Source organism: Marinomonas aquiplantarum, from assembly GCF_003314975.1.
GTDB lineage: Bacteria > Pseudomonadota > Gammaproteobacteria > Pseudomonadales > Marinomonadaceae > Marinomonas > Marinomonas aquiplantarum.
Genome location: NZ_QNRF01000004.1, coordinates 78,344 through 101,762, shown reverse-complemented (window position 1 = coordinate 101,762; position 23,419 = coordinate 78,344). Strand labels below are relative to the sequence as shown.

General features: G+C 44.9%; 23 protein-coding genes. 9 read left to right on the top strand and 14 right to left on the bottom strand.

Going from position 1 to position 23,419, the window contains the following annotated elements; genetic code table 11:
- Nucleotide 1: 1 nt before the first annotated feature.
- From DFP76_RS08640 to DFP76_RS08625, 4 genes are all read right to left on the bottom strand, one after another.
- Nucleotides 2-1,351: a cobyrinic acid a,c-diamide synthase CobB gene (locus tag DFP76_RS08640; RefSeq protein ID WP_113874244.1), complete on the bottom strand. Its 1,350-nt coding sequence runs from the start codon at nucleotides 1,349-1,351 to the stop codon at nucleotides 2-4.
- Entirely contained in the window at nucleotides 1,348-3,111 is a 1,764-nt protein-coding gene (locus DFP76_RS08635; RefSeq protein WP_113874243.1) for an ATP-binding protein, read from the bottom strand. Before DFP76_RS08635 ends, DFP76_RS08640 begins: the two co-directional genes overlap by 4 nt.
- A 117-nt stretch (nucleotides 3,112-3,228) precedes the next feature.
- Nucleotides 3,229-5,922 carry a PAS domain-containing hybrid sensor histidine kinase/response regulator gene (locus tag DFP76_RS08630; RefSeq protein ID WP_113874242.1) on the bottom strand — a complete coding sequence of 898 codons (2,694 nt, stop codon included), beginning with the start codon at nucleotides 5,920-5,922 and terminating at the stop codon, nucleotides 3,229-3,231.
- Nucleotides 5,923-5,964: 42 nt separating this feature from the next.
- The gene (locus DFP76_RS08625; protein ID WP_113874241.1) at nucleotides 5,965-7,752 is read right to left on the bottom strand and encodes an EAL domain-containing protein; all 1,788 of its coding nucleotides are present in this window, start codon (nucleotides 7,750-7,752) and stop codon (nucleotides 5,965-5,967) included.
- 334 nt (nucleotides 7,753-8,086) lie between these two features.
- Between DFP76_RS08625 and DFP76_RS08620 the strand changes: the two genes are divergently transcribed.
- Genes DFP76_RS08620 through gloA2 form a run of 3 tightly spaced genes read left to right on the top strand, consistent with a single transcriptional unit; the run spans nucleotide 8,087 to nucleotide 10,387 of the window.
- Nucleotides 8,087-8,974: a LysR substrate-binding domain-containing protein gene (locus tag DFP76_RS08620; RefSeq protein ID WP_113874240.1), complete on the top strand. Its 888-nt coding sequence runs from the start codon at nucleotides 8,087-8,089 to the stop codon at nucleotides 8,972-8,974.
- A 34-nt stretch (nucleotides 8,975-9,008) separates the two neighbouring features.
- Nucleotides 9,009-9,965, top strand: a complete 957-nt coding sequence (locus DFP76_RS08615; RefSeq protein WP_113874239.1) for a LysR family transcriptional regulator — start codon at nucleotides 9,009-9,011, stop codon at nucleotides 9,963-9,965.
- A 29-nt stretch (nucleotides 9,966-9,994) separates the two neighbouring features.
- Nucleotides 9,995-10,387, top strand: coding sequence for an SMU1112c/YaeR family gloxylase I-like metalloprotein (gloA2, locus tag DFP76_RS08610; RefSeq protein ID WP_113874238.1), 393 nt, complete (start codon nucleotides 9,995-9,997; stop codon nucleotides 10,385-10,387).
- A gap of 79 nt (nucleotides 10,388-10,466) precedes the next feature.
- Here the strand turns inward: gloA2 and DFP76_RS08605 are convergent, their stop codons facing one another.
- Together DFP76_RS08605 and grxD are read right to left on the bottom strand one after the other, a co-directional pair.
- A complete protein-coding gene (locus tag DFP76_RS08605; protein ID WP_063333751.1) occupies nucleotides 10,467-11,090 on the bottom strand; it encodes a peroxiredoxin in 624 nt (207 codons plus the stop codon).
- 64 nt (nucleotides 11,091-11,154) lie between these two features.
- Nucleotides 11,155-11,484, bottom strand: a complete 330-nt coding sequence (gene grxD, locus DFP76_RS08600) for a Grx4 family monothiol glutaredoxin (RefSeq protein ID WP_113874237.1) — start codon at nucleotides 11,482-11,484, stop codon at nucleotides 11,155-11,157.
- Between the two features lie 243 nt (nucleotides 11,485-11,727).
- On the opposite strand from grxD, the gene argF reads away from it, so the two are divergent.
- Both argF and DFP76_RS08590 read left to right on the top strand, forming a co-directional pair.
- Nucleotides 11,728-12,633: an ornithine carbamoyltransferase gene (gene argF, locus DFP76_RS08595; RefSeq protein WP_113874236.1), complete on the top strand. Its 906-nt coding sequence runs from the start codon at nucleotides 11,728-11,730 to the stop codon at nucleotides 12,631-12,633.
- 88 nt (nucleotides 12,634-12,721) lie between these two features.
- A complete protein-coding gene (locus tag DFP76_RS08590; protein WP_113874235.1) occupies nucleotides 12,722-13,648 on the top strand; it encodes a LysR family transcriptional regulator in 927 nt (308 codons plus the stop codon).
- A 28-nt stretch (nucleotides 13,649-13,676) separates the two neighbouring features.
- Here DFP76_RS08590 and DFP76_RS08585 read toward each other — a convergent pair whose 3' ends face one another.
- The 6 genes from DFP76_RS08585 to DFP76_RS08560 form a co-directional block, all read right to left on the bottom strand.
- Nucleotides 13,677-15,191: an ATP-binding protein gene (locus tag DFP76_RS08585; protein ID WP_113874234.1), complete on the bottom strand. Its 1,515-nt coding sequence runs from the start codon at nucleotides 15,189-15,191 to the stop codon at nucleotides 13,677-13,679.
- Between the two features lie 7 nt (nucleotides 15,192-15,198).
- Nucleotides 15,199-15,918 carry a response regulator gene (locus DFP76_RS08580; RefSeq protein ID WP_113874233.1) on the bottom strand — a complete coding sequence of 240 codons (720 nt, stop codon included), beginning with the start codon at nucleotides 15,916-15,918 and terminating at the stop codon, nucleotides 15,199-15,201.
- Nucleotides 15,919-15,979: 61 nt separating this feature from the next.
- Nucleotides 15,980-16,432: a DUF1499 domain-containing protein gene (locus DFP76_RS08575; RefSeq protein WP_113874232.1), complete on the bottom strand. Its 453-nt coding sequence runs from the start codon at nucleotides 16,430-16,432 to the stop codon at nucleotides 15,980-15,982.
- 30 nt (nucleotides 16,433-16,462) lie between these two features.
- Nucleotides 16,463-17,359, bottom strand: a complete 897-nt coding sequence (rluB, locus tag DFP76_RS08570) for a 23S rRNA pseudouridine(2605) synthase RluB (RefSeq protein WP_113874231.1) — start codon at nucleotides 17,357-17,359, stop codon at nucleotides 16,463-16,465.
- A 114-nt stretch (nucleotides 17,360-17,473) separates the two neighbouring features.
- Entirely contained in the window at nucleotides 17,474-18,094 is a 621-nt protein-coding gene (locus DFP76_RS08565) for an L-threonylcarbamoyladenylate synthase (protein ID WP_113874230.1), read from the bottom strand.
- A gap of 45 nt (nucleotides 18,095-18,139) precedes the next feature.
- Nucleotides 18,140-18,991, bottom strand: coding sequence for a PHP domain-containing protein (locus tag DFP76_RS08560; RefSeq protein WP_113874229.1), 852 nt, complete (start codon nucleotides 18,989-18,991; stop codon nucleotides 18,140-18,142).
- Nucleotides 18,992-19,056: 65 nt separating this feature from the next.
- Between DFP76_RS08560 and DFP76_RS08555 the strand changes: the two genes are divergently transcribed.
- Together DFP76_RS08555 and DFP76_RS08550 are read left to right on the top strand one after the other, a co-directional pair.
- Complete coding sequence (locus DFP76_RS08555; protein WP_113874228.1) at nucleotides 19,057-19,593, top strand: septation protein A; 537 nt, start codon at nucleotides 19,057-19,059, stop codon at nucleotides 19,591-19,593.
- A 2-nt stretch (nucleotides 19,594-19,595) separates the two neighbouring features.
- Entirely contained in the window at nucleotides 19,596-19,898 is a 303-nt protein-coding gene (locus tag DFP76_RS08550) for a YciI family protein (protein ID WP_113874227.1), read from the top strand.
- A gap of 72 nt (nucleotides 19,899-19,970) precedes the next feature.
- Here DFP76_RS08550 and DFP76_RS08545 read toward each other — a convergent pair whose 3' ends face one another.
- The gene (locus DFP76_RS08545) at nucleotides 19,971-20,276 is read right to left on the bottom strand and encodes an Rdx family protein (protein ID WP_113874226.1); all 306 of its coding nucleotides are present in this window, start codon (nucleotides 20,274-20,276) and stop codon (nucleotides 19,971-19,973) included.
- Between the two features lie 82 nt (nucleotides 20,277-20,358).
- Here DFP76_RS08545 and DFP76_RS08540 point away from each other — a divergent pair, with 82 nt between their 5' ends.
- Both DFP76_RS08540 and mnmC read left to right on the top strand, forming a co-directional pair.
- Nucleotides 20,359-20,910: a peptidylprolyl isomerase gene (locus DFP76_RS08540; RefSeq protein WP_113874225.1), complete on the top strand. Its 552-nt coding sequence runs from the start codon at nucleotides 20,359-20,361 to the stop codon at nucleotides 20,908-20,910.
- Nucleotides 20,900-22,903, top strand: a complete 2,004-nt coding sequence (mnmC, locus tag DFP76_RS08535; protein WP_113874224.1) for a bifunctional tRNA (5-methylaminomethyl-2-thiouridine)(34)-methyltransferase MnmC2/FAD-dependent 5-carboxymethylaminomethyl-2-thiouridine(34) oxidoreductase MnmC1 — start codon at nucleotides 20,900-20,902, stop codon at nucleotides 22,901-22,903. The genes DFP76_RS08540 and mnmC overlap by 11 nt, the downstream gene beginning before the upstream one ends.
- An 87-nt stretch (nucleotides 22,904-22,990) precedes the next feature.
- Here mnmC and DFP76_RS08530 read toward each other — a convergent pair whose 3' ends face one another.
- Nucleotides 22,991-23,320 (bottom strand): hypothetical protein, encoded by a 330-nt coding sequence (locus DFP76_RS08530; RefSeq protein WP_113874223.1) that lies wholly within the window; start codon nucleotides 23,318-23,320, stop codon nucleotides 22,991-22,993.
- Nucleotides 23,321-23,419: the final 99 nt, after the last annotated feature.

Here is a 23,419-nt window from a genome sequence, read left to right as displayed (position 1 = left end):
TTTAGCAAGCCTCGTCCATGCTTGCCGAAGTGCCAAGAAAAACGTGCGCGATGGCTTCTGGATTAGATGGAAAGAACAAATGCAAATAGCTCGCCGTGAGTCCGCGCGTTTGGTAAATCGCCTCACCAGGGGCTGGGTGTCGTTGACGACGACCGTGAGCCACAGGCTCTGGTGTATTGGCGCTACGAGATCTGTGATGCGCATGGGCTCGCACTTCCCCTTGTGGCAACACAGCGGTTTGCATGCCTTGGCAACCTCGCTTACCGCGCATGGCACCTTGGCCGCTTAAAATCCCCAACATAGAATAAGTGTTCTCTTCTAAATCCGTCAGACTTTCCAAGCTATACAGCATACCGCCACATTCCGCTAAGATGCCTTTGCCCGATTGGAAAAAGGCTTGAATCGCCACCAGCATACTTTGATTCTCTGCTAACGCTTGCGCATGAAGTTCTGGGTATCCGCCTGGTAACCAAAGAGCATCGGCAGCGGGTAAGTCTTGATCATGCAAAGGCGAAAAGAACACATAATTAGCGCCTAACGAGGTTAGCGTCACCAAGTTGGCATCGTAAATAAAGCTGAAGGCTTCGTCTTTCGCAATGGCAATGGTTTTGCCTTGTAAAGATTGCGTTACCGAACGGGTCGAAAGACTTTTTTCACTGGGCGAAAACGCCACGGCTTTAGGTAAAGACAGCAAGGCATTATCTTCTGAAGACTCAAGCCATGACACGGCAGCATTAAATTTCTCTTCCAGCTCATGTGAGACTTCATGAGCCTGCACCAAGCCCAAATGGCGCTCAGGCAAGGTAACTTCTTCATCGCGCTTTAAACTGGCCAATAAAGGCAGATCACTGGGTAAGGCATCACGAATCAGTTGCGCGTGGCGTTCACTGCCACAACGGTTGGCAATCAAACCGGCGACCGTCACATCTTGACGAAAATGAGCCAAGCCGGTTGCCAATGCGGCTGCGGTTTGCGCCATGCCTTTTACATCCATCACGATGACCATAGGCAAACCAAAACGGGCAGCCAAATCCGCACTCGATGGCTCGCCATCAAACATGCCCATGGCGCCTTCAACCAAAATCAAATCCGCTTCTAAAGCCGCTTGATACAGTTTGTCTTGGCAGTAGTCTTCCCCTGCCATCCAGATATCTAACTGCTCGACAGGGTGCTGTGAAGCTTGCGCCAAGATTTGCGGATCCAAATAATCTGGCCCGGTTTTAAACACACGAACACGCTTACCTTGCTGAGTAAAATAACGTGCTAAGGCCGCGGTAATGGTGGTTTTGCCTTGATTTGACGCCGGTGCAGTCAAAAATAAAGCGGGGCAATGTGCCACAGAAGTTGTCATAGTTCGGTCTCAAACAAGGAATCTAAAGAAACATAATGGGCATTCAAGGATTGGGCAATGTCGCCACCTCGGCCGCGTTTAATCGCAGAGGCTTCGGTATCAATCAGGGCTAACGCTCCGGGTAAAATGACATCAGCCACGTCCGCTTGAGTGCGTCCATCGGTTAATAAATAGGTCTGGCTGTAAAGCTCAGGCTCTCTTCTATATTGTTGTTGTAAATAACTCTGCGCTTGCAGTAATGCATCTCGAAATGGCGTACCGCCACCAGCGGGCACCTCATCTAACCATTTAGCAATGTCTTTTGGTGCGCGGCCTCTGGACATCAGCTCACTGACACCGTCTTGCCCAAAACCCAAAACGGTTAAATGTTCACGGGCCAAATAGGCTTGTTGCGCTATGTCCAAAATCACCGCTTTGGCCTTAGCCAAGGTATTCTCTTGCAAGGTTGACGCTGAAGTGTCCAATAACACCAAATGCAGTACTGTTTGTCCGGTCTTCGCCGTTTTGAAACTCAAACTCTCAGGCGGCCATTGTTGTGGCTGACGAGCCACGCTGCGAAACCAATCCACACTTTGCGAAGTTTGCTGCGCATCATGACGATAACCGCCACGATGCGACCCTTTAGACTTTCCCGGCGTTACCTCGCGCAGGCTGTGACGGCTAGGATTCGTGACCTGCTTTGATGCGGACATAGGCACTCGAATGGCCTGATCCGCCGCCAGACTTTGTGGTGGCATACTGCCCCATTCTCCTTGGGCTTGTTCTGGATTGTCATCTTGTTCAGGCGCTTTATTTTGCTGAGATGACGATTGACCTTGGGAGGAATCAAGTTGTGGCGGTTTACTGGCTTCTGGGCGTCGTGAAGGCGGTGGTGTTGGCGCACTGACATCCTGACGACGATGAGCCAAGACTAATTCGGCTACCGCTTGTACATCTTCTAAAGTGACACTTTGTCGATTACGCCAAGCCGCATGAGTCATGGCCGCCCGAACCCAAACAATGTCTCCACGAACCCCATCAATATTGGCTTGCTGGCAAAGTTCAGCGATGTTAAAGCGCATTTCATCTGTACAACGTACTTGCTGTAACTTTTCTCGCGCCTGCAAAATACTCTGCTTTAGATTGCGTTGTTTGTATTTAAAGGCTTCACAAAATGCGCTTGGGTCTTGGTCAAATTCATCACGCAAACGCACAATTTGCACACGTTCTTCAATGCTGTATTGGTTACTAAGATTGACCATAAAACCAAATCTGTCTTTTAGCTGTGGACGCAATTCCCCTTCATCAGGGTTCATGGTGCCAACCAACAGAAATTTGGCTTCATGCTGATGACTCAAACCGTCACGCTCTACTCGATTGACGCCACTGGCCGACACGTCCAGTAATTGATCCACCAAATGATCCGCCAGCAGATTCACTTCATCCACATACAAGACGCCACCATGAGCTTCGCTTAACAAGCCTGGCTGAAAAGAAACTTGCTTGTCTTGCAACACTTGCTCTAAGTTCAGAGCCCCCAACAATCTGTCTTCGCTTGCGCCTAAGGGCAAAGTGGCAAATGGTACATCTCCTTCAGTAATAAAGGCTGGCATCACCCCCGCTAAACCTCGCGCTAACGTTGATTTAGCCGAACCTCGTGGACCGCTGATTAAGACACCACCAATCAAGGGGTTCACTGCATTGAGAAGCAAAGCCAATTTAAGTCGCTCTTGTCCAGCAATCGCGGTAAAAGGGAAGTCAGGTGTGCTATTTGATCTCATTCAACAGTCCGTGGGTTAGTGCAAGATTGTTACCTTGGTTGACCTTATCCGCAGGGTCAATTCCTGTCAAACGCAAAGCACTCAGTCGAGGGTGAAAATTCTACATCTAAGGGCATTTTACTGGTCGCTTTGGTAACGCTTAACCAGTTGCTCTACTAAACCAAAATCAAAGGCGTTAATCGCTTGCTGAAGACGGCGATAATCTTCGTCGATTAACTGGCCCTGTAATGCCACAAATGCAGCCTCGGCAGCCTCTACATCACCATTTTGCGCGGCGACTAATAATGGCTGCCAATCCGTCTCTTGCAACGCCTTTAAGTCGAATGATTGATCTGCTGTTACGACATGATTATCGGTTTTATTTGAATCCCTATAATGGCCATCAAATTGTGAAACGAACTGCACTTTCAAATGACGGGTTAAGGCGCGATAAATGTCTTCTATTTGATAAGGTTTGGCCACCACTTCCCAAAAGCCTTGATCTAACAACGCTCGTTGCTCATGTTCTAATGTCGATGCCGTGACAGCAATCACAGGGATGGCTTCTGCTCCCTCTTCTTGCTGTATTAAAGACAACAAATCCACTCCCGACTTTTTCGGCATGCGGATGTCTGTCATAACAATATCTGGTCGATGCAATCGAAAAGCTTGAATGGCTTCTTCACCATCTTCTGCCTCCATGATCTGGCAACCGGCTTTTTCAAGTAAAGACACCAAGATGTCACGTGACCAATCATCGTCCTCGGCGACCAATACCCTAATCGGATCATTGAGCCTCATTCCCATTGAAAACTCATCCGTTGGCAACTCATCATCAAGGGCATCTTCCACTAATAACAATGGCAAATCGACTAATATTTGCGTCCCCGCTCCAACGTTACTTTTGACACTAAGCTTGCCATCCATTAGCTTTATCAAGGTAGTAGATAACGTCAATCCAAGGCCAGTACCGCCGGATAACTCACCCGCCTTACCTTGCACAAAGGGCGTAAACAGATGCTCCATTAACTCTGGCTCAATCCCAGGGCCAGAATCTTCTATCAAAATATGAATACGTTCATGCTGGATAGCGACAGAGACACGGACATAGCCTTGTTGGGTAAATTTCACTGCGTTACCAACTAAGTTAGTCAGTATTTGGTGAAATTTAATCGGATCAGACCACACCATTTGCCGTTCCTGTAAGTCACAGGTCACTTGGAACGTCAGCCCCTTCGATTCAGCTTGGCCTTGCAGTAACTTACCAACTTGCTTGACCTCTTTACACAAGTCCATCTTTTGCTCTTGTAATACCAAACGGCCTGATTCAATTCGAGCAATGTCCAAAATATCATTAATGAGGTTTAATAAACGTTCTCCCGCGGAGGCAATCGCCACAAAACGATTTCGCGAGACACCTGTGAGGGCATTTTCTTCACTGATCAACTGCGCGTATCCAATGATGGCATTTAGCGGAGTTCGAATCTCATGACTCATGTTCGCCAAGAAATGACTCTTCGCTTGATTCGCCTGTTCCGCGGCTTCTTTTGCTTGCTCAAGTTGTTGTGAGACTTGTTTTTGCGTCGTAATATCACTCATGATGTTACCGACAAAAATCGAATCTCCCTGCTCATCTTTCAGAATAAAATAGATTTCATAAGTTGGGAAAACACGACCATCTAAGCTTTTCGCTCGCAACTCACCTTGCCACACCCCGTGCTCTCTCACATAAGGAATCACAGTTGTCTCAATATATTCGTGGATGGATTGCGGATAAAAATCCAGGTAATGGAATTGGCTCAGCTGTTTGTCGGTGATGTCTTCAGCCACTCCCAGCAGAGCACGAATGTATTTATTAAAGTAGCTTACTTGCCCTTCCAAACTGCCCATGGCAAAACCTTGCGCTGAGTTGTCTGCAAAGCTTTTGAACAGTTTAAGCTGATTGATCAGATCATGACGTTCTGTAATGTCTCGAGCAATACTCAAGGTGCCACGAAAATTAATTGCGGGCTCGATGACCGGCACACGATGAATTTCAAACAGTCTGTCTTCCTGTAAAGATTCCGAGTATCCCCAAGATTGATCTTGAATGGTTTGCCCTGACACTAAGGCCGATTGATCTCGCTGATGGTATATTTCACCAATATCATCAAGATTCAATTGAATATCGGTTTTACCCTGAACGTCCTCCGCTGGCATGCGATGAAAGTCAAAGAAAGCCTGATTACAATTCAAATAACGGCCTGCTTCGTCCTTATACCACACCACATCCGGCATATTATTCAATAACGTAGATAAAGTAAGCTCGCGCTGTTGTGCTTGCTCACGTGCCGCAATCAGCTCATTTTCTGTGTCCACCCAATAACCAATGTCTTCCATAATGCCCGCAATACTTTTGACGCCATAACGTGCATCACGACGTGCTACACGGCCACGAATTTCAATCCAGTATCGCTGCTGTATTGGGTTCAGCAACTGTAATCTGAGGGTAAATACTTTATGACTATCTGGGCCATTCTCGAGCATACGTTTTTGCCAATCCGTGAAGGTACACTTATCTTCCTCAGATAAGAGATCCAACCACTCTGACAGCCGTTTAGGTGTCTGGCTTTCCGCAAAACCCAATTGCAAGAAGAACTCGGAAGACATATACAGACGGTTGGTCGCAGGAAACCATTCCCACACACCACCTTTGGTGGCTAACACGGCTCTGGAATAACGGCGCTGCAGATGCTTAAAACGCAGTAAAGTAATGAGTTGAAAAATGGCAAACACCAGCAAGGTAGCCAAGAAGGCCGCTGCCAACAGGTAAAACAGCTCAGCGAATCCCATTAACGCGACTCTCCTTAGCAAATGCTTAAATAGATCTATGGATCACAGCTTTTCAGGCTTATGAAAATGGTAACCTTGGCCCCATTCCACACCCAATGAGGTCAATTGATCAACAATGGTTTGGTTTTCAACAAACTCTGCTACTACAGGTTTATTGAGCATTTTTGCCAGTTTGACGATGGAGTCTACCATACCAAAATGAATGTCATTGACGTGCATATCCTTAATGAACATGCCATCAATTTTGATCAAATCAAAAGGTAAGTCCATCAGGTAAGCGAAGGAGGAAAAGCCAGTCCCAAAATCGTCTAAGGCAATGCTGCAACCCTGTTCGTGCAATTTAGACATGAAGCGACGAGTGTCCGTGAAGTTATTCAACGCTTCCGTTTCCGTCACTTCAAAACAAAATTTACGTCCGTCTAATTGATATGTGTCTAACTGCTCAAGTATAAAATCTGAGAAATCCGCCTGACGAACAGACAAAGCAGACACATTAAGCGCCACTTGATCTACTTCATCCCATAGTTCGGTGCGTTCAGACAACTCTGCCATAGTATGTTGAATAACCCATCGATCAATCTTAGAGATGATGCCAAAGCGCTCAGCAGCACGAATAAAATCGTTCGGATAAATTAAGTTACCGCTCGCTTCGTCTCTTAAGCGCACCAAAATTTCGATTTTCTTTTTAGGTGCTTGCTGAACTAACGAGCACACTTGTTGGAAGTGCACTTCGAATAAGTCTTTTTCAAGGCCGTCAATAATACGCAGCCCCCAATTTAAATTGCCTCTGTGCTCTTCGTAAGCCAAATCTTGAGCATTGCGAATGACCCGAGAATGAATACCCGCTTTTTTACTGGAGTAGCAAACTTCATCTGCTAACATGACGACTTGCTCAAAAGACACCATATCCTCGGTGATCGGCATGGCAACCTGAGTCACGCTCATACGGAAATGACGATCGTCCCAAATAAACACAAAGTCTTCTAGCAATTGATTAAAGGCACGGAAAAACGACTCGACAGCAGGTACGCCACCATCACGTAAAACAATGACAAATTTATCGCCACTCAAACGGGCACCAAAATCGCTTTTAGGATCAATTACCCCGGTAATTAAGGCCGCTATTTGGTGTAACAATTCATCACCAGCGATGCAACCGCAAGAGTCATTAATCAAGCGAAATTCATTCACATCAATCATTATAAAGTACGGTACTTGTGTGGTTTGATCTGATTGCACGGTGGAAATTAACAGCGACACGTGCTCATCTAGAGCATCGCGGTTGTAGAGTTGAGTAACGAAGTCATGTTTAGCCAGGTACTTTAAGCGGTCCTGCATATAGCGACGCTCATTAACCTCTTTGCGTAAATTCCGATTAACTAGGTTCAAGTCCGCCGTACGTTCACGAACTTTGTCTTCAAGACTAGTGGTTAAGGCTTTCAGCTCATTAAGGAGTTGAAACTTTTCTAACTGGTGAGAGACCCGCGCACGCACTTCTTCCACTCGAAATGGTTTGCTAATGTAATCGTGGCCGCCGGCCTCAAAGCCTCGACTAATTTCGTCAGCTAAAGCCGTCACAAAAATGACAGGAAGATCTTTACCATTGGGAAGAGCTCGTATTCGTCGACAGGTTTCAAAACCATCGATACCACCCATCATGACATCCAACAGCACTAGACAGGGCTGGGTTCTTTCCAGCAATTCAAGCGCCCGCTCTCCTGAGTTAGCCACCAGCAACTGACAATCCAATGAAGAAATTACGTCTTTTAAAATACGTAAATTTTCCGGTACATCATCTACTATCAAAACCGTCGGAACAAAATCATCCATTAAAGACGCCACCTAGTCTGTCCAAAAAACCATCGATTTAAGTTACAAATAATACTCTTCTTCAATGTCCAATATCTACAGAAGTTACCAATCGAAACATGAAAGTAGCGTTGCATAAAAATATGAAATTAATACGAATTGCCTGCTTTATTCACGAAATTGCAAATTAATTCACCATTTACCTAAAACTCCCATACGCACAAAGTATGATTTCAGTTTATGATTAGACATCATCAGAATGGAATGGAATAAAAGCTAAGGAAGCTGATGCAACACTCTATTTTCACTTCTTTCGTTTTTCTGAATGCAATAAACACAAGGTGCCCCTTTACGAATGAGAATCACACTGAGACAGCTACAAATTTTTGAAGCCGTTGTCCATACCGGTTCAGTCACCGCGGCAGCGGATATGGTGTCAATCAGCCAACCTGCTGCCAGCCAAGCGTTGAGAGAGTTAGAAGCGTTACTTGGTCGACCTTTATTTCGTCGTCATGGTAAACGCCTGCAAATCACCCCTCAAGCAAGGCACCTTTTGCCACAAGCCAGGTCAGTGTTGAGTCAGATAGAACAAATTGAAAGCATGGGAAATGAAGATGAATTAAGTGGCTCTCTTCACTTAGCAGCCAGCGTCAGCGTCGGTAATTATTTATTACCAAAGCAGATGTCGAGCTTTAAGCAACAGCATCCGAACATTCGTTTCAATCTCGATATTGGCAATACGCAAAGCGTCATTCAACAGCTGTTAACAGGGAAGGCCGAAGTCGGCTTCATTGAAGGGTATTGCCAGCACGCTGAGCTAATGACTCAAGTCTGGTTACAAGACGAACTTGTGGTGTTTGGCTCTACCAAAGAAGATCGCCCGGAAATGCTTTCGTGGGACGATTTGAAACAAGCAAATTGGGTGATGCGTGAGTCCGGCTCAGGCACACGCAATATTCTCGAACAAGCCACTGGCGCGGAAATTCCGCAATTAAATGTGGTGCTATCCTTGGCGCACATGGAAGCAGTAAAACAAGCGGTGATTCATCAAATGGGCTTAGGCTGTTTGTCTCGTATGGCAATTTCGCAAGAATTAAACGCAGGTTTAATCAGGCTGTACCAAACCCCATTAAAATTAAATCGCAATTTATTAATCGTTACCCCAAGAAATACGGCGTTAACGCAAAATGCACAACGTTTTATTGACCTTTGTCGCGCCATTCCAGCGCTAACAAATGTGTAACAGCCATAACAACGGATTCAATAATTAAACTCCTATGAATATTAATAAGATCGACCTGAACCTGCTGATTTACCTCGATGTACTATTAAGAGAATGCAATGTGACAAGGTCAGCCAACAAGCTCAATATTACTCAGCCAGCCATGAGTAATGGTCTTAAACGTCTTCGTGATTTATTAAATGACCCATTATTGGTGCGCACTAGCGAAGGCATGAAGCCGACCGAAAAAGCGTTACGACTTCAACCCATCGTCCGCAAAGTTTTACTGGACTTAGAAGAAGCCTTACAGCCTGAAGCCGACTTCAACGAAAGCACCAGTACCCGCGTCTTTCGCATTATGGCAAGTGACTATGCTGCCTCTACTGTTATCCCACGTTTGCTCAACCGCCTACGTGAATATGCGCCAGGTATTACACTCGATATCATGACTCCAAGCGATGTGACCTTTCACGACGTAGAAGCCGGCAAAATAGACATGGCTATCAACCGCTTTGAAGAATTACCACAATCCTTCCACCAAAAAAGCGTTTGGCTCGATACTTTCGTTTGTATGATGAGTGTAGACAACCCGATTAAAGACGAATTCGACTTGGAGGCTTACTTAAAAGCCCAGCACATTTGGGTGAGTAAAACGGGCTTTGGTATTGGCGTCGGCATGGACCCAACCGATGTACAGAAACTGGGTTGGGTTGACGAAGCCTTACAAGCCATTGAACGTAAACGCAGTATTCGTGTCTTTACTCGCAGTTATCACACGGCGATGCACCTTGCTCTAGAACAAGACTTGATTGCTACGTTGCCGAAAAAAGTCGCCATGGTGAACAAGAAAAACCCAGATTTGGTGATTTTAGAGCCACCCTTCGATATCCCCAAAATCGAGCTAAAAATGATATGGAGCCCATTATTGCATCATGATGCAAGTCACATATGGTTTAGACGGCAGGTGATTGATGTGGCCAATGAATTTAACGCTCAAGCCAGTAAAAAATAAACGCCAAAGTAATATGCAGAAAGTACCCTATGCTTAAATTGTCAAACATTCATCATGTTGCCATCATCTGTTCAGATTATGCTGTTTCTAAACACTTTTATCATCAGATATTAGGTCTAAAGATTATTCGTGAAACCTACCGAGAAAATCGCCAGTCTTACAAGCTTGATCTGGCAATTAATGACAGCTCGCAAATCGAACTTTTTTCCTTTCCTAATCCGCCTGCTCGCCCCTCAAGGCCAGAAGCCCAAGGCTTACGTCATTTGGCCTTTGCCGTAGAAAACTTAGACGACAGCATCGATTACTTACAGCAACAAGGTGTCGCAACAGAACCGGTTCGAGTCGATGAACTGACCGGTAAACGCTTCACTTTTTTTGCCGATCCAGACGAGCTACCGCTTGAACTCTACGAAGTCATCTAAGCTAAGCCTCAGGCAATAAAAAAGCGCACATCAAATGATGTACGCTTTTATTAGATTATCGCTTTATACAAGCACAATCTTATAGAGATTTAGCACTCTCAGCTAGGTAAGAAGCCACACCTTCTGGTGATGTTTCCATGCCTTTATCGCCTTTATTCCAACCTGCAGGGCAAACTTGACCATTTTCTTCAAAGAATTGAAGCGCATCAACAACACGAACAAGCTCATCCATGTTACGACCGATAGGCTCATCGTTTACAACCTGTGAACGCACAATGCCTTTTTGGTCAATTACGAAAGACGCACGCATTGCTACGCCTGCAGGGTAGTAAGAGTCACCACCTTCAGATTCGATACCGTATGCTTTGGCAATTTCGTGATCCATATCCGCAGCAAGGGTGTACTCGACAGCACCAATACCACCCTGATCTACAGGTGTGTTACGCCAAGCGTTGTGAGTGAAATGTGAATCGATAGACACACCAATCACTTCTACACCCATTTCACGGAATTTTTCCATACGGTGAGACATAGCAATGATTTCAGACGGGCAAACGAATGTGAAATCCAATGGGTAGAAGAATACGATCGCGTATTTACCCTTGATGGTTTCTGCTAAGTTGAAAGAATCAACGATCTGGCCATCCGCAAGTACGGCTGGAACAGTAAAATCTGGTGCTTTTTTTCCGACTAAAATAGACATGTTAAGCGTCTCCTTTGATTTGCTTAGTTTGAATCTTTATTTGGTATTCTCTGAATATAGGTGCTTATTCTTCAGACTCACCAACAGCATTTTTGATTAATTCTTGTAACTCACCATTACCGGCCATCTCAACGATAATGTCACAACCGCCAACCAGCTCGCCTTTTACCCATAATTGAGGGAATGTTGGCCAATTCGCGAATTTTGGTAACTCAGCGCGAATGTCTGGATTGTCTAGAATGTTCACAAAAGCAAAACGCTCGCCACAAGACATCAGGGCTTGAACCGCTTGTGAGGAAAAACCACACTGTGGTGCACGAGGATTCCCCTTCATGTACAACAAAATATCGTTATTGCTAATCTGCTCTTTAATTGTTTCGATTGTGTTACTCACGCTAAAAACCTCGCTTTTTTGCTATACCAATCGGGACTTTAATTTGGCTCAATGAAGCGGCCGATAAAAGTCGTTGTCGATTGCTCTTTAAAGTTGCATCAGTTTATGAGGTCTAATAGGCAATTTACAACCCCATAATCCGGCTTTCGTTACACATTATCCCATCAAAGCCCCTTTACTCACATAGTCTAGTGTATTAAATTGGTCGATTCCCTTTTCAAAAGACAATTAAGGAGTCATCACGTGTCGCCAAGACATTTTCTTACTCTGAAGGATCTATCCTCCGATGAGTTAAAACAATTACTATTACGGGCTTCTGAGCTTAAGAAAATTCATCGTGAAGGCACTTTATTTCAACCCTTAAAAAACCGTGTATTGGCGATGATCTTTGAAAAGTCATCGACTCGAACTCGAGTATCTTTTGAAGCTGGTATGGCGCAATTTGGTGGCCACGCCCTGTTCTTGTCACCAAGAGATACCCAATTGGGTCGTGGTGAACCGGTAGAAGACAGCGCACGGGTTATCTCCAGTATGGTTGATGCGGTCATGATTCGTACATTTGATCACAAGACAGTAGAAACCTTCGCTAAATACTCTTCCGTTCCTGTGATCAACGCATTAACGGATGATTACCACCCTTGCCAGCTATTGGCCGACATGCAAACCTACCAAGAACATCGAGGCTCAATCGAAGGTAAGAAAGTCGTTTGGGTTGGCGATGGCAACAATATGTGTAACTCCTACATAAACGCCGCCGCTTTATTAGACTTTCAACTGGTTGTCGCTTGCCCTAAAGGTTACGAGCCTAGCGCAGAATTGGTGGCAGAGCATCAGGATCGCGTCACTATTCTTCATGACGCACACCAAGCAGCCACCGATGCTGATTTGATCGTGACCGATGTGTTTGCTTCTATGGGGCAAGAAGACGAGCAAGAGCAACGCTTAAAAGATTTCGATGGCTTTCAGGTCAACGCGGATTTGATGTCAAAAGCGAACTCAGATGCCCTTTTCATGCATTGTTTACCAGCTCATAGAGGCGAAGAAGTCTCAGCTGAAGTCTTAGACCATCCAGACTCAGTTGTTTGGGATGAGGCTGAAAATCGACTGCATGCTCAAAAAGCATTACTTGAATTTTTAATCCGTCACTAAGACAATAGACAAGCTCGTTCCCATATTGATGTGAACGGGCTTTTTTACATTTCAAGTATTGAATAAAACTCATCTATAGTGAACTACCATGAGCATCATTGAAGTTAGGCATTTAAAAACACTCACCGCACTGAGAGAAACAGGCAGCTTAGTGGAAGCCGCAGAGCGAGTTCATTTAACTCAATCCGCTCTCTCACATCAGTTAAAAGACCTAGAAGAAAAGCTTGGATGCCCACTTTTTATTCGTAAAACCAAACCGGTTCGCTTTACCAGCGCAGGTCTGCGCTTGCTGCAATTGGCAGACGATGTATTGGTATCATTCCGTTCTGCTCAACGCGACATTCAACGCTTTGCCGAAGGTGAAAGCGGCCGTTTGCACATCGCGATCGAATGTCATAGTTGCTATGAATGGTTAATGCCAACCATTGATCACTTCCGCGAACACTGGCCAGATGTGGAACTTGATTTGTCCACAGCATTTGGTTTTATGCCGCTGCCTGCGCTCGCACGTGGGGATTTGGATTTGGTTGTCACCTCTGATCCACAAGACCTACCCAATATCGAATACATTCCTTTGTTTCAATACGAATCTCAAGTCGCCTTGTCACGTCATCACGCTCTTGCTAAAAAAGACTTTCTAGTGCCAGAAGACTTTCTCGAGGAAACACTGATTAGCTACCCTGTTGAGTCTGAGAGATTGGACATATTCAAGCATTTCCTCAACCCAGCAGGAATGGCACCGGCGAAGATACGCCACAGTGAATTGACCTTAATGATGATGCAATTAGTCGCCAGCGGTCGAGGCGTATGCTGTTTACCAAACTGGGCTCTAACCGAATACACCAATCGTCAGTACGTAATCACTAAGTCGCTGGGCGAAGAAGGTGTTTGGTGCAAACTCTATTTGGCAATCCGTAAAGATCAAAGAGAAAACGCCTACATGGAAGATTTAATTAATACGGCTTCTAAGACATGCTTTAAGAATTTGAAAGGCATTTTAGCGCCAGAGCTATAACAACCAAGCAACAATGGGGAAGTCAGCATTAAGACAAGGTTGTTTGATGCTGACTGCGTGACCAGATTAAACTGAATTTTGCACCGCCTGATTCACTGGCATCAATCAATACTGCGCCACCATGCCAAAATGCAATACGCTGTACAATAGCTAAACCAAGTCCGTAACCACCAGAAGCGCGCGTTCGGCTGTTGTCCAAACGCTGAAATGGAATAAACACTTTATCTCTGTCTTCAAACGCGATTCCTGGGCCATCATCTTCAATGTCAACTTGCCAACGTTCAGAGTCTTGCGAAAAGGTGATGGTGATCTTACCTGCTGCGTATTTGGCTGCATTCAAAATCAAGTTTTGTAGCGCTCGATTCAAATGGTGCTCGTCCGCTACCACAAGGTCATTTTCATCCATTCGGACTTCTACTTCCAAGTGTTTTAATAATGGATTGTTATGCTGCAAAATTCCGTCAATAAGGTCCGTCATGGCAATTTCATTGAAGTTTAATGCCAACGAGCCGTCTTCCAACTTACCATAAGTTAACACCTCATCAACCAATGTGTTTAGCTCTTCCACATCCCCTTCTAAGGCTTCAACGGTGGTGGCAACGTCTTCATCCACTTCATCTTTCATCACTTCTAACCCAAAACGAAGACGAGCAATCGGCGTTCTTAACTCATGAGAAATGGCATTAATCATTTCACGCTGAACTTTTAACAGGCGCTGAATATGAGAAGACATGGAGTCAAAGGAATAAGCTAGCTCTTTTAAAGTACCACTGCTATCAGGAATGCCTTTTGGTAAACCGCTGCGACCACGAGCAATTTGCCGTGTAATACTTTCAAAGGTTTTCCGCTTAAAATCGAGAGTCAGTAACTCACGCCAAATCAGCACCAGCATAATAGCCATACCAATGCCAGAAACAGCGACAACCGTAAAAGTTAAAGAAATATAATCTCTGTCTGCCGCCGATAAATACACAGGCTCTGGGGCTTCTGCATCCTTCCAGATAAAGCCGTATTCGCTGTAAATACCATGAATTCGTGCCACACCAGTAAGCTCAGCAGTCACTTGCTGCGTTGAAGGCACCATGGAGACACTAGACATGCTTTCGAATAGGGCTTTTTTGTCTTGATAAGAAAACAGATCCGCAAAAATAAACTGGTCCAGCAAAGGCTCAATTCTGAAGATAAACGGCCCTGCTTTCGTGCGACCAATGAGAAGAGGTGTTTCAACAGGACCAAGCGCGACTTGGTAGCTACCATCAGGCAATTTCAACCAGCTTTTGCTTTTAAGTAAAGACGTGATTTCATCAACGCTAAAGCGTTCGGAAGGCCGTACTGTCCAGTCAAAGCGAGAACTGGGTAGATCTCGACTTACACCGGACAGGAAGAGTACCGCACTGAGCTCTGCATCCACAGAAAGTAGCTGCTCAGTCCGCGTGGTCTCGTAACGAATTTGCGTGAATTCCATGACAGCAAAACAAGCTGCTACGACCAAGACACCACCAATAATGAGGTGTCGATAAAGTCGCCACATTTCTTCACGCATAAAAGCCTTATACTTCTTTTACGAATAAATAACCTTTACTACGAATGGTCTTTATTCGGCGGGGATGAATCGGGTCATCACCAATTTTTGAACGAATACGTGAAATACGAACATCGACTGAGCGATCTTGGCCATCGTATTCAATACCACGTAATTCACCGAAGATTTCCTCACGACTCAGGATTCGACCAGCACTGCTCGCCAATAACCAAAGGAGATCAAATTCCGCACTGGTGAGTTCCACTTCTTCATTCGACAACCAAGCTTCACGACGAGAGTTATCAATTTTCAGTGGACCAAAAACCAGATTCTGCTCTTCTTTCGTGGCATCAATGGTCAGATCAACATCTTGCGTGCTTCGACGAAGCAAAGATTGGACTCGTGCTAGTAAGACACGCGGCTTCGCTGGCTTGGATACGTAATCATCTGCGCCAATTTCTAAGCCAAGAATCTGATCCACATCGTCACTGCGTGCGGTCAACATCAAAATTGGCCCCTTGTATTCATTACGAACACTACGGCATACCGTAAAACCGTCTGCACCTGGTAGCATCAAATCCAAAATAACAAGGGAAGGTTGTTCATTCACAATTCGACTAATGGCTTTACGGCCATCAGGCTCAACGCTCACATTAAAACCATTTTTTTGTAAATATTCTTGGGTGAGCGAGGCCAAGCGCTCATCATCCTCAACAATCAGAATTGTTTGGTCTTCATTCACACTCATGGGCAGTCCTCGTCCAATTTCTGCTTTAGTTTTAATTACTTATAAATCAACAAGCTTAACTTCAATCTACTAGAAGATCTTGAATTTGTCTAACTCTGTCACGATTAATTCCAAAATCAGAATAACCAACACGTGATGCCGATCGAATATGTACAACACTGTCGCTTTTCGGTAAATAAAACTCAACATCATCAATATAGCCGACAATGTCACTTTCTACCTCAAAGTGCGCATAACCTAGCGAATGATCAACTAATTTAGCACCTTGTCGCAGCATATAAGCTTCAATTCTTAGCTGCACATCTTGACGACGACCGGAATACACCAGAGGCTCTGCAAAGTGAGCCTCATCGGTTTGGTCTGCTTGGGTGGAAACACAATTTGGAGCGCCGGAACAAAGCTTCAACTGTCCATTTGTAACGCCTAATCCTTCTGGCATCTGATTGTTCATTTTGACGTAAACAAAAAAGCCTGCGAGCAATACTACTACCAACAAAATCATCCAGCGAACCATGCTTATTCTATCTCCAACCGTGACGGGTATTTATCGAAATGATCTTTTGCCAGGCTTTTTCGGCTTAAACTCTGGTTTTTCACTTGATTGCCAATCAAAGCCTTTGGCACGACGAGCACCACCTGCCGTCGCTTTATTCTTGTTACGCTTCATGTCCAGCTTTTGCTGCTGAGTCTTAGGCTGAGTTGATGTAGATGGTAAATCGACCAGATCGCATAACGCGTTCACTTCATCGTTTTCCATCTCAACCCAACGACCAACCTTTGCTTTCGACGGTAAGAAAACCGGACCAAAACGAACACGTTTCAAACGGTTTACTTTCACACCTTGAGACTCCCAAAGGCGACGAACCTCTCGGTTACGACCTTCCATCAGGCAAACATAAAACCAATGGTTAATGCCTTCACCACCACCGTCGACGATATCGGTGAATTTTGCCGGACCATCTTCAAGGTTCACACCTTTTTTAAGATTGTCTAAATTTTCATCCGTCACCTCTCCCATCACTCGCACCAAGTATTCTCGGTCGATTTCAGTGGAAGGGTGCATCAAGCGATTGGCCAACTCGCCATCCGTTGTAAACAACAACAGACCAGAAGTATTAATGTCTAATCGGCCAACGGCAATCCAGCGCTCACCACGTAATTTAGGCAGCTTTTCAAATACGGTTGTGCGACCTTCTGGATCTTTACGGGTACAAACTTCGCCTTCTGGTTTGTTGTAAATGATGACTCGACGATTAGCACCGGCTTCTGTCGCCACAATGGCATAACCATCAATAGTAATAGAATCCGTGATACTGACGCGATCACCCAGAGTCGCGACTTCGCCATTGACCATGACGCGACCTTCGCGAATACGATTTTCCATTTCACGTCGAGAACCTTGTCCTGCACGCGCTAATACTTTCTGTAACTTTTCGTCCATTACGAACCTCTTTTGGGGAATGCTTCTCAGCAACCTATGTCAACAAAATTCAATACTTAATACCCTGTATTATAGGCCAGACAAACAGGGCCTAACAGCTGAAAATACAACAATTTACGTAAATGGTGCTGGATCACCTGCTCCGACTCGAATGACCTCAATATTATCGGCCTCCATTGCTACCACTGTGGTTGGTTGGAAGCCACAAAAACCACCATCAATCACTAAATCTAGAGCATGTTCCAAAGTATCGCGAATATCATACGGATCCGTCATAGGGTCCGTTTCACCAGGTAAGATCAAAGACGAGCTCATAATCGGCTCACCCAATTCCTCTAACAAAGCAGAGACAATGCGATTATTTGGTACACGAATACCAATGGTTTTACGTTTTGGATGCAATAAACGTCTTGGCACTTCGGAAGTTGCCGAAAAAATAAAGGTGTAAGGGCCTGGCGTATTACTTTTTAGCAATCGATATAAACGATTATCAAAACGAGCATAGGTCGAAATTTCAGATAAATCTCGACACACTAGGGTAAAGTTGTGTTTGTCGTCTAAGCGCCGAATGGCACGTATTCTGTCCAACGCCGATTTATCTCCTAGGTGACAACCCAAGGAGTAGCCACAATCCGTTGGATACGCAATCACACCACCTTGACGAATCACTTCTGCCGCTTGTTTTATCAAGCGAACTTGTGGATTCTCTGGATGTATTTGAAAAAATTGACTCATACTTCTCTCCACCTCAAATAAGAGGTTGTGCTGCCCTGATAATGCTCAATGCCAATGCTGCCAAACCAAATCCACCTGACTTTCATGAATTTGAGTAAACTTACCGACCTGCATCCAAGGACCAAAAGGCCCATGATAGTCACTGCCTGCAGAGGCTTTTAAACCAAAGGTTGTGGATAAGGATTCTAATAGACGAACATGATCCGGACGTTCATTCCCGGAAGCCACTTCTATACCAGTTCCCCCCCACTTACTAAAATCCCCTAATAAGCGTCGTAACTTGGTGACTGTTAATGGGTAACGTTTTGGATGCGCCAAGATCAGCTCCATCCCCTGTTCAGCCAACGCCCCTAAGACATCCTCAAGTTCTGGCCAAACATCCCTTAATTTGCCTAAACGCTTATTACCTAAATAACGATCAAACGCTTTATTGGCGTCCTTCACAAGCCCTTTTTCCACCAACAACTGAGCAAAATGCGGCCGCCCTAATTGGCTCTCTCCTGCAAGCGTGCTCGCTTCATCAAATAAGTCCGGCAAGCCTTGTTTTACCAACAAATCCGCAATGCGTCGTGCTCTGTCCAAGCGAATGCTTTGATTTTGTTTCACTATCGCTTGTAACGCTGAATTATCATCACTGAAATTTAAAGCCACCATGTGTAAGGGAATGCCATTCCACTGGGTCGATAATTCCACACCATTGATAAAGCTTAGCTCATGCTCTGCCGCTCGTTGGCGCGCTTCACTTAAACCATCTAAGGTGTCGTGATCAGTCAACGCAAATAAACTCACTTTTTGCTCAGCCGCCAAATCAATTAATTGTGTCGGTGAAAGCTTGCCATCGGAACGTGTGGAATGGGTATGTAAATCGACTTTTCGGTAACTCGCAGCTTCTGGCATAGACGGACTGTTCTTTAAAAGGAATGATGGTTATTATAAGCCAGCATACATAAATTGGTTTTTATATGAAATTACTATTCGACTTTCTTCCCATTGTTATCTTTTTTGTTGTCTACAAAATGACAGGCGACATCATTTTAGCGACCGCCGTCTTAATTCCGGCAACCCTTCTGCAAGTTGGCTACACTTGGCTAAAACACAAAACGGTGGAAAAAATGCACCTGGTGTCCTTAGCCCTGGTTGTGCTTCTTGGGGGCGCCACCGTTCTCATGGGCGATGGCGATTTTATTAAGTGGAAGCCCACCATAGTGAATGGATTATTTGCCATCGTGTTTTTTGGCAGCCAGTTCATTGGCAACAAAAACATCATTCAACGCATGATGGGAGACAAATTGGATTTACCCTTTAAGGTTTGGCGCACCCTAAACCTCGCTTGGGTTGGCTTCTTCATTGTATCTGGTGTGACCAACCTCTATGTGGCCTTCAATTTCAGTGAAGACATTTGGGTAGACTTTAAACTCTTCGGCCTTTTGGGGATGACGGTGGTATTTATTATCCTGCAAGGCATTTACTTGTCATCACACTTACAAAATAAGGAATAACCATGCTGTACTCCATTGTTGGGCAAGACGTTGCTAACAGTTTAAGTGCACGTCAATCGGTACGTCCTGCTCATCTTGAGCGCTTAGAAGCTTTGCAGAAAGAAGGTCGATTGGTATTGGCCGGCCCGAATCCTGCGATTGAATCCGATAACCCGAGAGAAGCAGGCTTCACTGGCAGTATCATTATTGCTGAGTTTACTGACCTAGAAGCAGCAAAATCGTGGGCCGAAGCCGACCCTTATGTGGCGGCGGGCGTCTATCAGTCAGTTGAAGTCAAACCTTTCAAGCAGGTTTTTCCGAACTGACCATCCCTATGCTTTAATAGCCATAGAGATTCAAATAAAAAAGCGAAGAGACTCATCTTCGCTTTTTTATGCCTAAGATTCAGTATTAAGAGGCTTCTTATCTTTTACGTCTGAATGACCAAGATCTCGCTCTGGATCAATCACATCCCGCAATCTTTGCTTAAGCACTTTGGCTTCTGGAAACCCCTCTTCCGCTTTACGACACCAAATTTCTTCACCGTTTACTCTGACTTTAAAAATACCACCTTGACTCGGCAACAAGGTCACACTTTTGATATCATCATCAAACGTTGTCAGCAGCTCTTGTGCTAACCAAGCCGCGCGCAACATCCAACGACATAAAGTACAATATTCAATTTCAACCACTGCCGTTCGCATTTGCTTTCTCCAACAAGTAAATAAATGGCCATACAGACAAACGCCTCATGTTTAGAGGCCAAACCTAAAAGGAAACCGTTTCATGCGCCACCTTATTTTGACTGCCCTCGCCTTACTGGCTTTCAGCACCCAAACTCACGCGACACAAGTGGATATTGTAACGTCACAGGGCACAATTCGAGTAGATTTAAATGAGCAAGCCGCACCCAAAACGGTGGCCAATTTTTTGCGCTACGTGGATGAAGGCTTTTACAACGACACCATTTTCCATCGTGTTATGCGTGGCTTTATGATTCAAGGTGGTGGTTTTACCCAAGACATGGGGCGCAAATCCACCCACAAAGCCGTTGCTTATGAAGGCGACAATGGCCTTGCTAATAATCGTGGCACCTTGGCTATGGCGAGAACACAAGATCCAAACAGTGCCACTTCACAATTCTTTATCAATCAAGTGGATAACCATTTTCTGAATCACGGTGCGCGTGGCGGTGCAGGCTATACCGTTTTTGGCTCTGTGCTAGCAGGTATGGAGGTGGTTGATGAGATCGCCGCAAGCAATACCCGTAAAGTAGGTCCTTATGAAAATGTCCCTAGCACACCGGTTATGATCGAGAGCATCAAACGTGTTGAATAGTTATCGCCTTGATTCTCCAAAGCTGGATTGGAGCGCAGAAGGTGCGCCCATATCCAGTGAATTTGATGATGTCTACTTCGATCGAGAGTCCGGCTTAGAAGAGACCCGATATGTATTCTTAAAGCATAATCATTTGCCCGAACGTTGGTCAGCCATGACACAAGGTCATTTTGTGATTGCAGAAACTGGTTTTGGCACAGGGTTAAATTTTCTATGCGCTTGGCAAAGTTTTATCGAAAACGCGCCGAACGATAGACAACTGCATTTCATCTCAGTTGAAAAGTTTCCCATGAGCAAAGATGCCTTGCGCTCTGCACTCAAAATGTGGCCATCATTACAGACTTATAGTGACGAGCTTATTGCCGCGTATCCTGAGCTTTGTCATGGTTTACACCGTATTCAGCTCGCCCAAGGTCGAATCCAACTTTCCTTATGGTTTGGTGAAGCTGAAGACGGTTTTACAGCCCTTGACGCCGATGTGGACGCCTGGTTTCTAGATGGCTTCGCACCGAGTAAAAACCCTGAAATGTGGAGTGACAAACTCTTCCATCACATTCATCGTCTGAGTCATCAAGGCACTACTTTCGCCACCTTTACCGCCGCCGGCATTGTCCGCAGAGGCCTTCAAAATGTGGGTTTTGAGGTCAATAAAGTAAAAGGGTTTGGTCATAAAAGAGAAATGGCCATTGGCCAACTCCCTCATTCCACCTCGTTACCAGAACGCATGTCACAAGGCCAAGCTTGGTTTAATGTCAGACCCAGCAAACCCAGCCACATTACCAAAGTCTTAGTGGTTGGCTCAGGTTTAGCTGGAGCCAATACCGCCCGCGCTCTAGCAGAACAGGGTGTGAAAGTAATCGTATGGGAACAGGATAATCAGGTCGCTAATCGGGCTTCAGGTAATCCTCAAGGCATGCTCTATCCCAAATTGGCTTCTCAGGATACGCCTGTGAATCGCTTTTATCTCAGTGCTTTTTTACACGCTACACGACACTATCAACAGCTGGATCAAAAGAACGCCTTTTGGGGGAATTGTGGGTTAACGCAAATCCCAAAAAACGACCAAGAAAAGCAACGATTTAAGAAACTGCTCGACGGCAAACTTTACCCAGAGTCAGTGCTACAAACCTCTAAAGACAGAGACGGTAGCCTTTATCTGCCTTTATCTGGCTGGGTAGCACCAAACCCTTTGTGTCAAACCCTGCTCGATCATCCAAATATTACAGTACAACTAAATACCCGTTTAGAAGAATTGGTTGCCGTAACGGATCAAGCCAAACTCGATCTGGGTGAGCGATGGATCGCGAAACATAAAGACAATAACGATGTCTTCTCTCATGTGGTGGTTTGCACAGCGAATGACACGGACAAAATTGCCGCCATTCCAGCCACACCGGCTTACGCCATTCGAGGTCAAGTTGCCAACATCGCCCTACCTAAAGCACAACAAAGTTGTTTGCAGGCCATTGAGCATGACGAGCCTCTACAACTAGACAAGGTGTTGTGTGAGTTTGGCTATGTTTCACCGCCACTAAACAATAAAGTCCATTTTGGCTCAACATACGATTTGAATGATCAAGACCAAACCGTTCGTATTGAAGGGCATCAACGAAATATCAAAATATTAGAAAGCTTATTGAACTTACCCAGCGAGACCTTTAGCCCAGAAGACTGTGAAGGTCGCGTCTCGTTTCGTTGCGCAGTACCGGATTACACGCCAATTATTGGCCCTGTTCAATCGCCACAAGCGCTGCGACAACATTATGGTCAATTAAGTCGAAATGCGAAATGGCAATGCAACGACATTGCCGAACAAGCCAGTCAGCTGTATATAAACATAGGCCACGGTTCCCGAGGCTTAGTCTCTACACCTCTGAGTGGTCAATACTTGGCAAGTTTAATTTTGGGGACACCTTCGCCATTGGAGCAAAAGGTCAGCCATATATTGCACCCTAGCCGCTTTTTGATTCGTGAAATGAAGCGCAGTCAATAACATTAAAAAGCCTCACTTTGCTTCTTGATCAAGGCTAGCCTTAGAGGAAGTAAAAGTTGAGGCTTTTTTATGGGTGGTCAATTTTTTTTAAGATTCAAACAGCTCGCAAGCACTCGGAATCAAATCAGCAAAACGATTCGCTGTCTGTGGACGCATGACAATTTCATTGAGGTTAGGCGACAGGGTTTGCAACGTTTTACTGAGTTGTTGCAAACTCGGATTCATTGGTTCATAAGGGTATTCGTGATCCTGTAAACTCAGCTTATGCAACTCGTCTAACTCGTCTTGCAAGATGGATTTCATGGCAAAAAAACGATCTTTTTGATCGATATTATTGGTTTCCCAATACGCATCTGAAAAACAGGCATTTAGTTCATAAAATATGTGCAATGCATCAGCAACATTTTTTTTAGTCATATTATCTCCAACTTTGTTGAGCAATCTAACACTTGCCCCTTGTAATGTTTAACCCTAACCTTATAACCTACATTCTAAACTTGAATTAATATAGGTGAA

What these genes read in the sequence shown, in the direction of transcription:
- DFP76_RS08640 (WP_113874244.1), bottom strand. Translation starts at nt 1,351, where the DNA reads ATGACAACTTCTGTGGCACATTGCCCCGCTTTATTTTTGACTGCACCG.
- DFP76_RS08635 (WP_113874243.1), bottom strand. Translation starts at nt 3,111, where the DNA reads ATGAGATCAAATAGCACACCTGACTTCCCTTTTACCGCGATTGCTGGA.
- DFP76_RS08630 (WP_113874242.1), bottom strand. Translation starts at nt 5,922, where the DNA reads ATGGGATTCGCTGAGCTGTTTTACCTGTTGGCAGCGGCCTTCTTGGCT.
- DFP76_RS08625 (WP_113874241.1), bottom strand. Translation starts at nt 7,752, where the DNA reads ATGGATGATTTTGTTCCGACGGTTTTGATAGTAGATGATGTACCGGAA.
- DFP76_RS08620 (WP_113874240.1), top strand. Translation starts at nt 8,087, where the DNA reads ATGAGAATCACACTGAGACAGCTACAAATTTTTGAAGCCGTTGTCCAT.
- DFP76_RS08615 (WP_113874239.1), top strand. Translation starts at nt 9,009, where the DNA reads ATGAATATTAATAAGATCGACCTGAACCTGCTGATTTACCTCGATGTA.
- gloA2 (WP_113874238.1), top strand. Translation starts at nt 9,995, where the DNA reads ATGCTTAAATTGTCAAACATTCATCATGTTGCCATCATCTGTTCAGAT.
- DFP76_RS08605 (WP_063333751.1), bottom strand. Translation starts at nt 11,090, where the DNA reads ATGTCTATTTTAGTCGGAAAAAAAGCACCAGATTTTACTGTTCCAGCC.
- DFP76_RS08590 (WP_113874235.1), top strand. Translation starts at nt 12,722, where the DNA reads ATGAGCATCATTGAAGTTAGGCATTTAAAAACACTCACCGCACTGAGA.
- DFP76_RS08585 (WP_113874234.1), bottom strand. Translation starts at nt 15,191, where the DNA reads ATGCGTGAAGAAATGTGGCGACTTTATCGACACCTCATTATTGGTGGT.
- DFP76_RS08580 (WP_113874233.1), bottom strand. Translation starts at nt 15,918, where the DNA reads ATGAGTGTGAATGAAGACCAAACAATTCTGATTGTTGAGGATGATGAG.
- DFP76_RS08575 (WP_113874232.1), bottom strand. Translation starts at nt 16,432, where the DNA reads ATGGTTCGCTGGATGATTTTGTTGGTAGTAGTATTGCTCGCAGGCTTT.
- rluB (WP_113874231.1), bottom strand. Translation starts at nt 17,359, where the DNA reads ATGGACGAAAAGTTACAGAAAGTATTAGCGCGTGCAGGACAAGGTTCT.
- DFP76_RS08565 (WP_113874230.1), bottom strand. Translation starts at nt 18,094, where the DNA reads ATGAGTCAATTTTTTCAAATACATCCAGAGAATCCACAAGTTCGCTTG.
- DFP76_RS08560 (WP_113874229.1), bottom strand. Translation starts at nt 18,991, where the DNA reads ATGCCAGAAGCTGCGAGTTACCGAAAAGTCGATTTACATACCCATTCC.
- DFP76_RS08555 (WP_113874228.1), top strand. Translation starts at nt 19,057, where the DNA reads ATGAAATTACTATTCGACTTTCTTCCCATTGTTATCTTTTTTGTTGTC.
- DFP76_RS08550 (WP_113874227.1), top strand. Translation starts at nt 19,596, where the DNA reads ATGCTGTACTCCATTGTTGGGCAAGACGTTGCTAACAGTTTAAGTGCA.
- DFP76_RS08545 (WP_113874226.1), bottom strand. Translation starts at nt 20,276, where the DNA reads ATGCGAACGGCAGTGGTTGAAATTGAATATTGTACTTTATGTCGTTGG.
- DFP76_RS08540 (WP_113874225.1), top strand. Translation starts at nt 20,359, where the DNA reads ATGCGCCACCTTATTTTGACTGCCCTCGCCTTACTGGCTTTCAGCACC.
- DFP76_RS08530 (WP_113874223.1), bottom strand. Translation starts at nt 23,320, where the DNA reads ATGACTAAAAAAAATGTTGCTGATGCATTGCACATATTTTATGAACTA.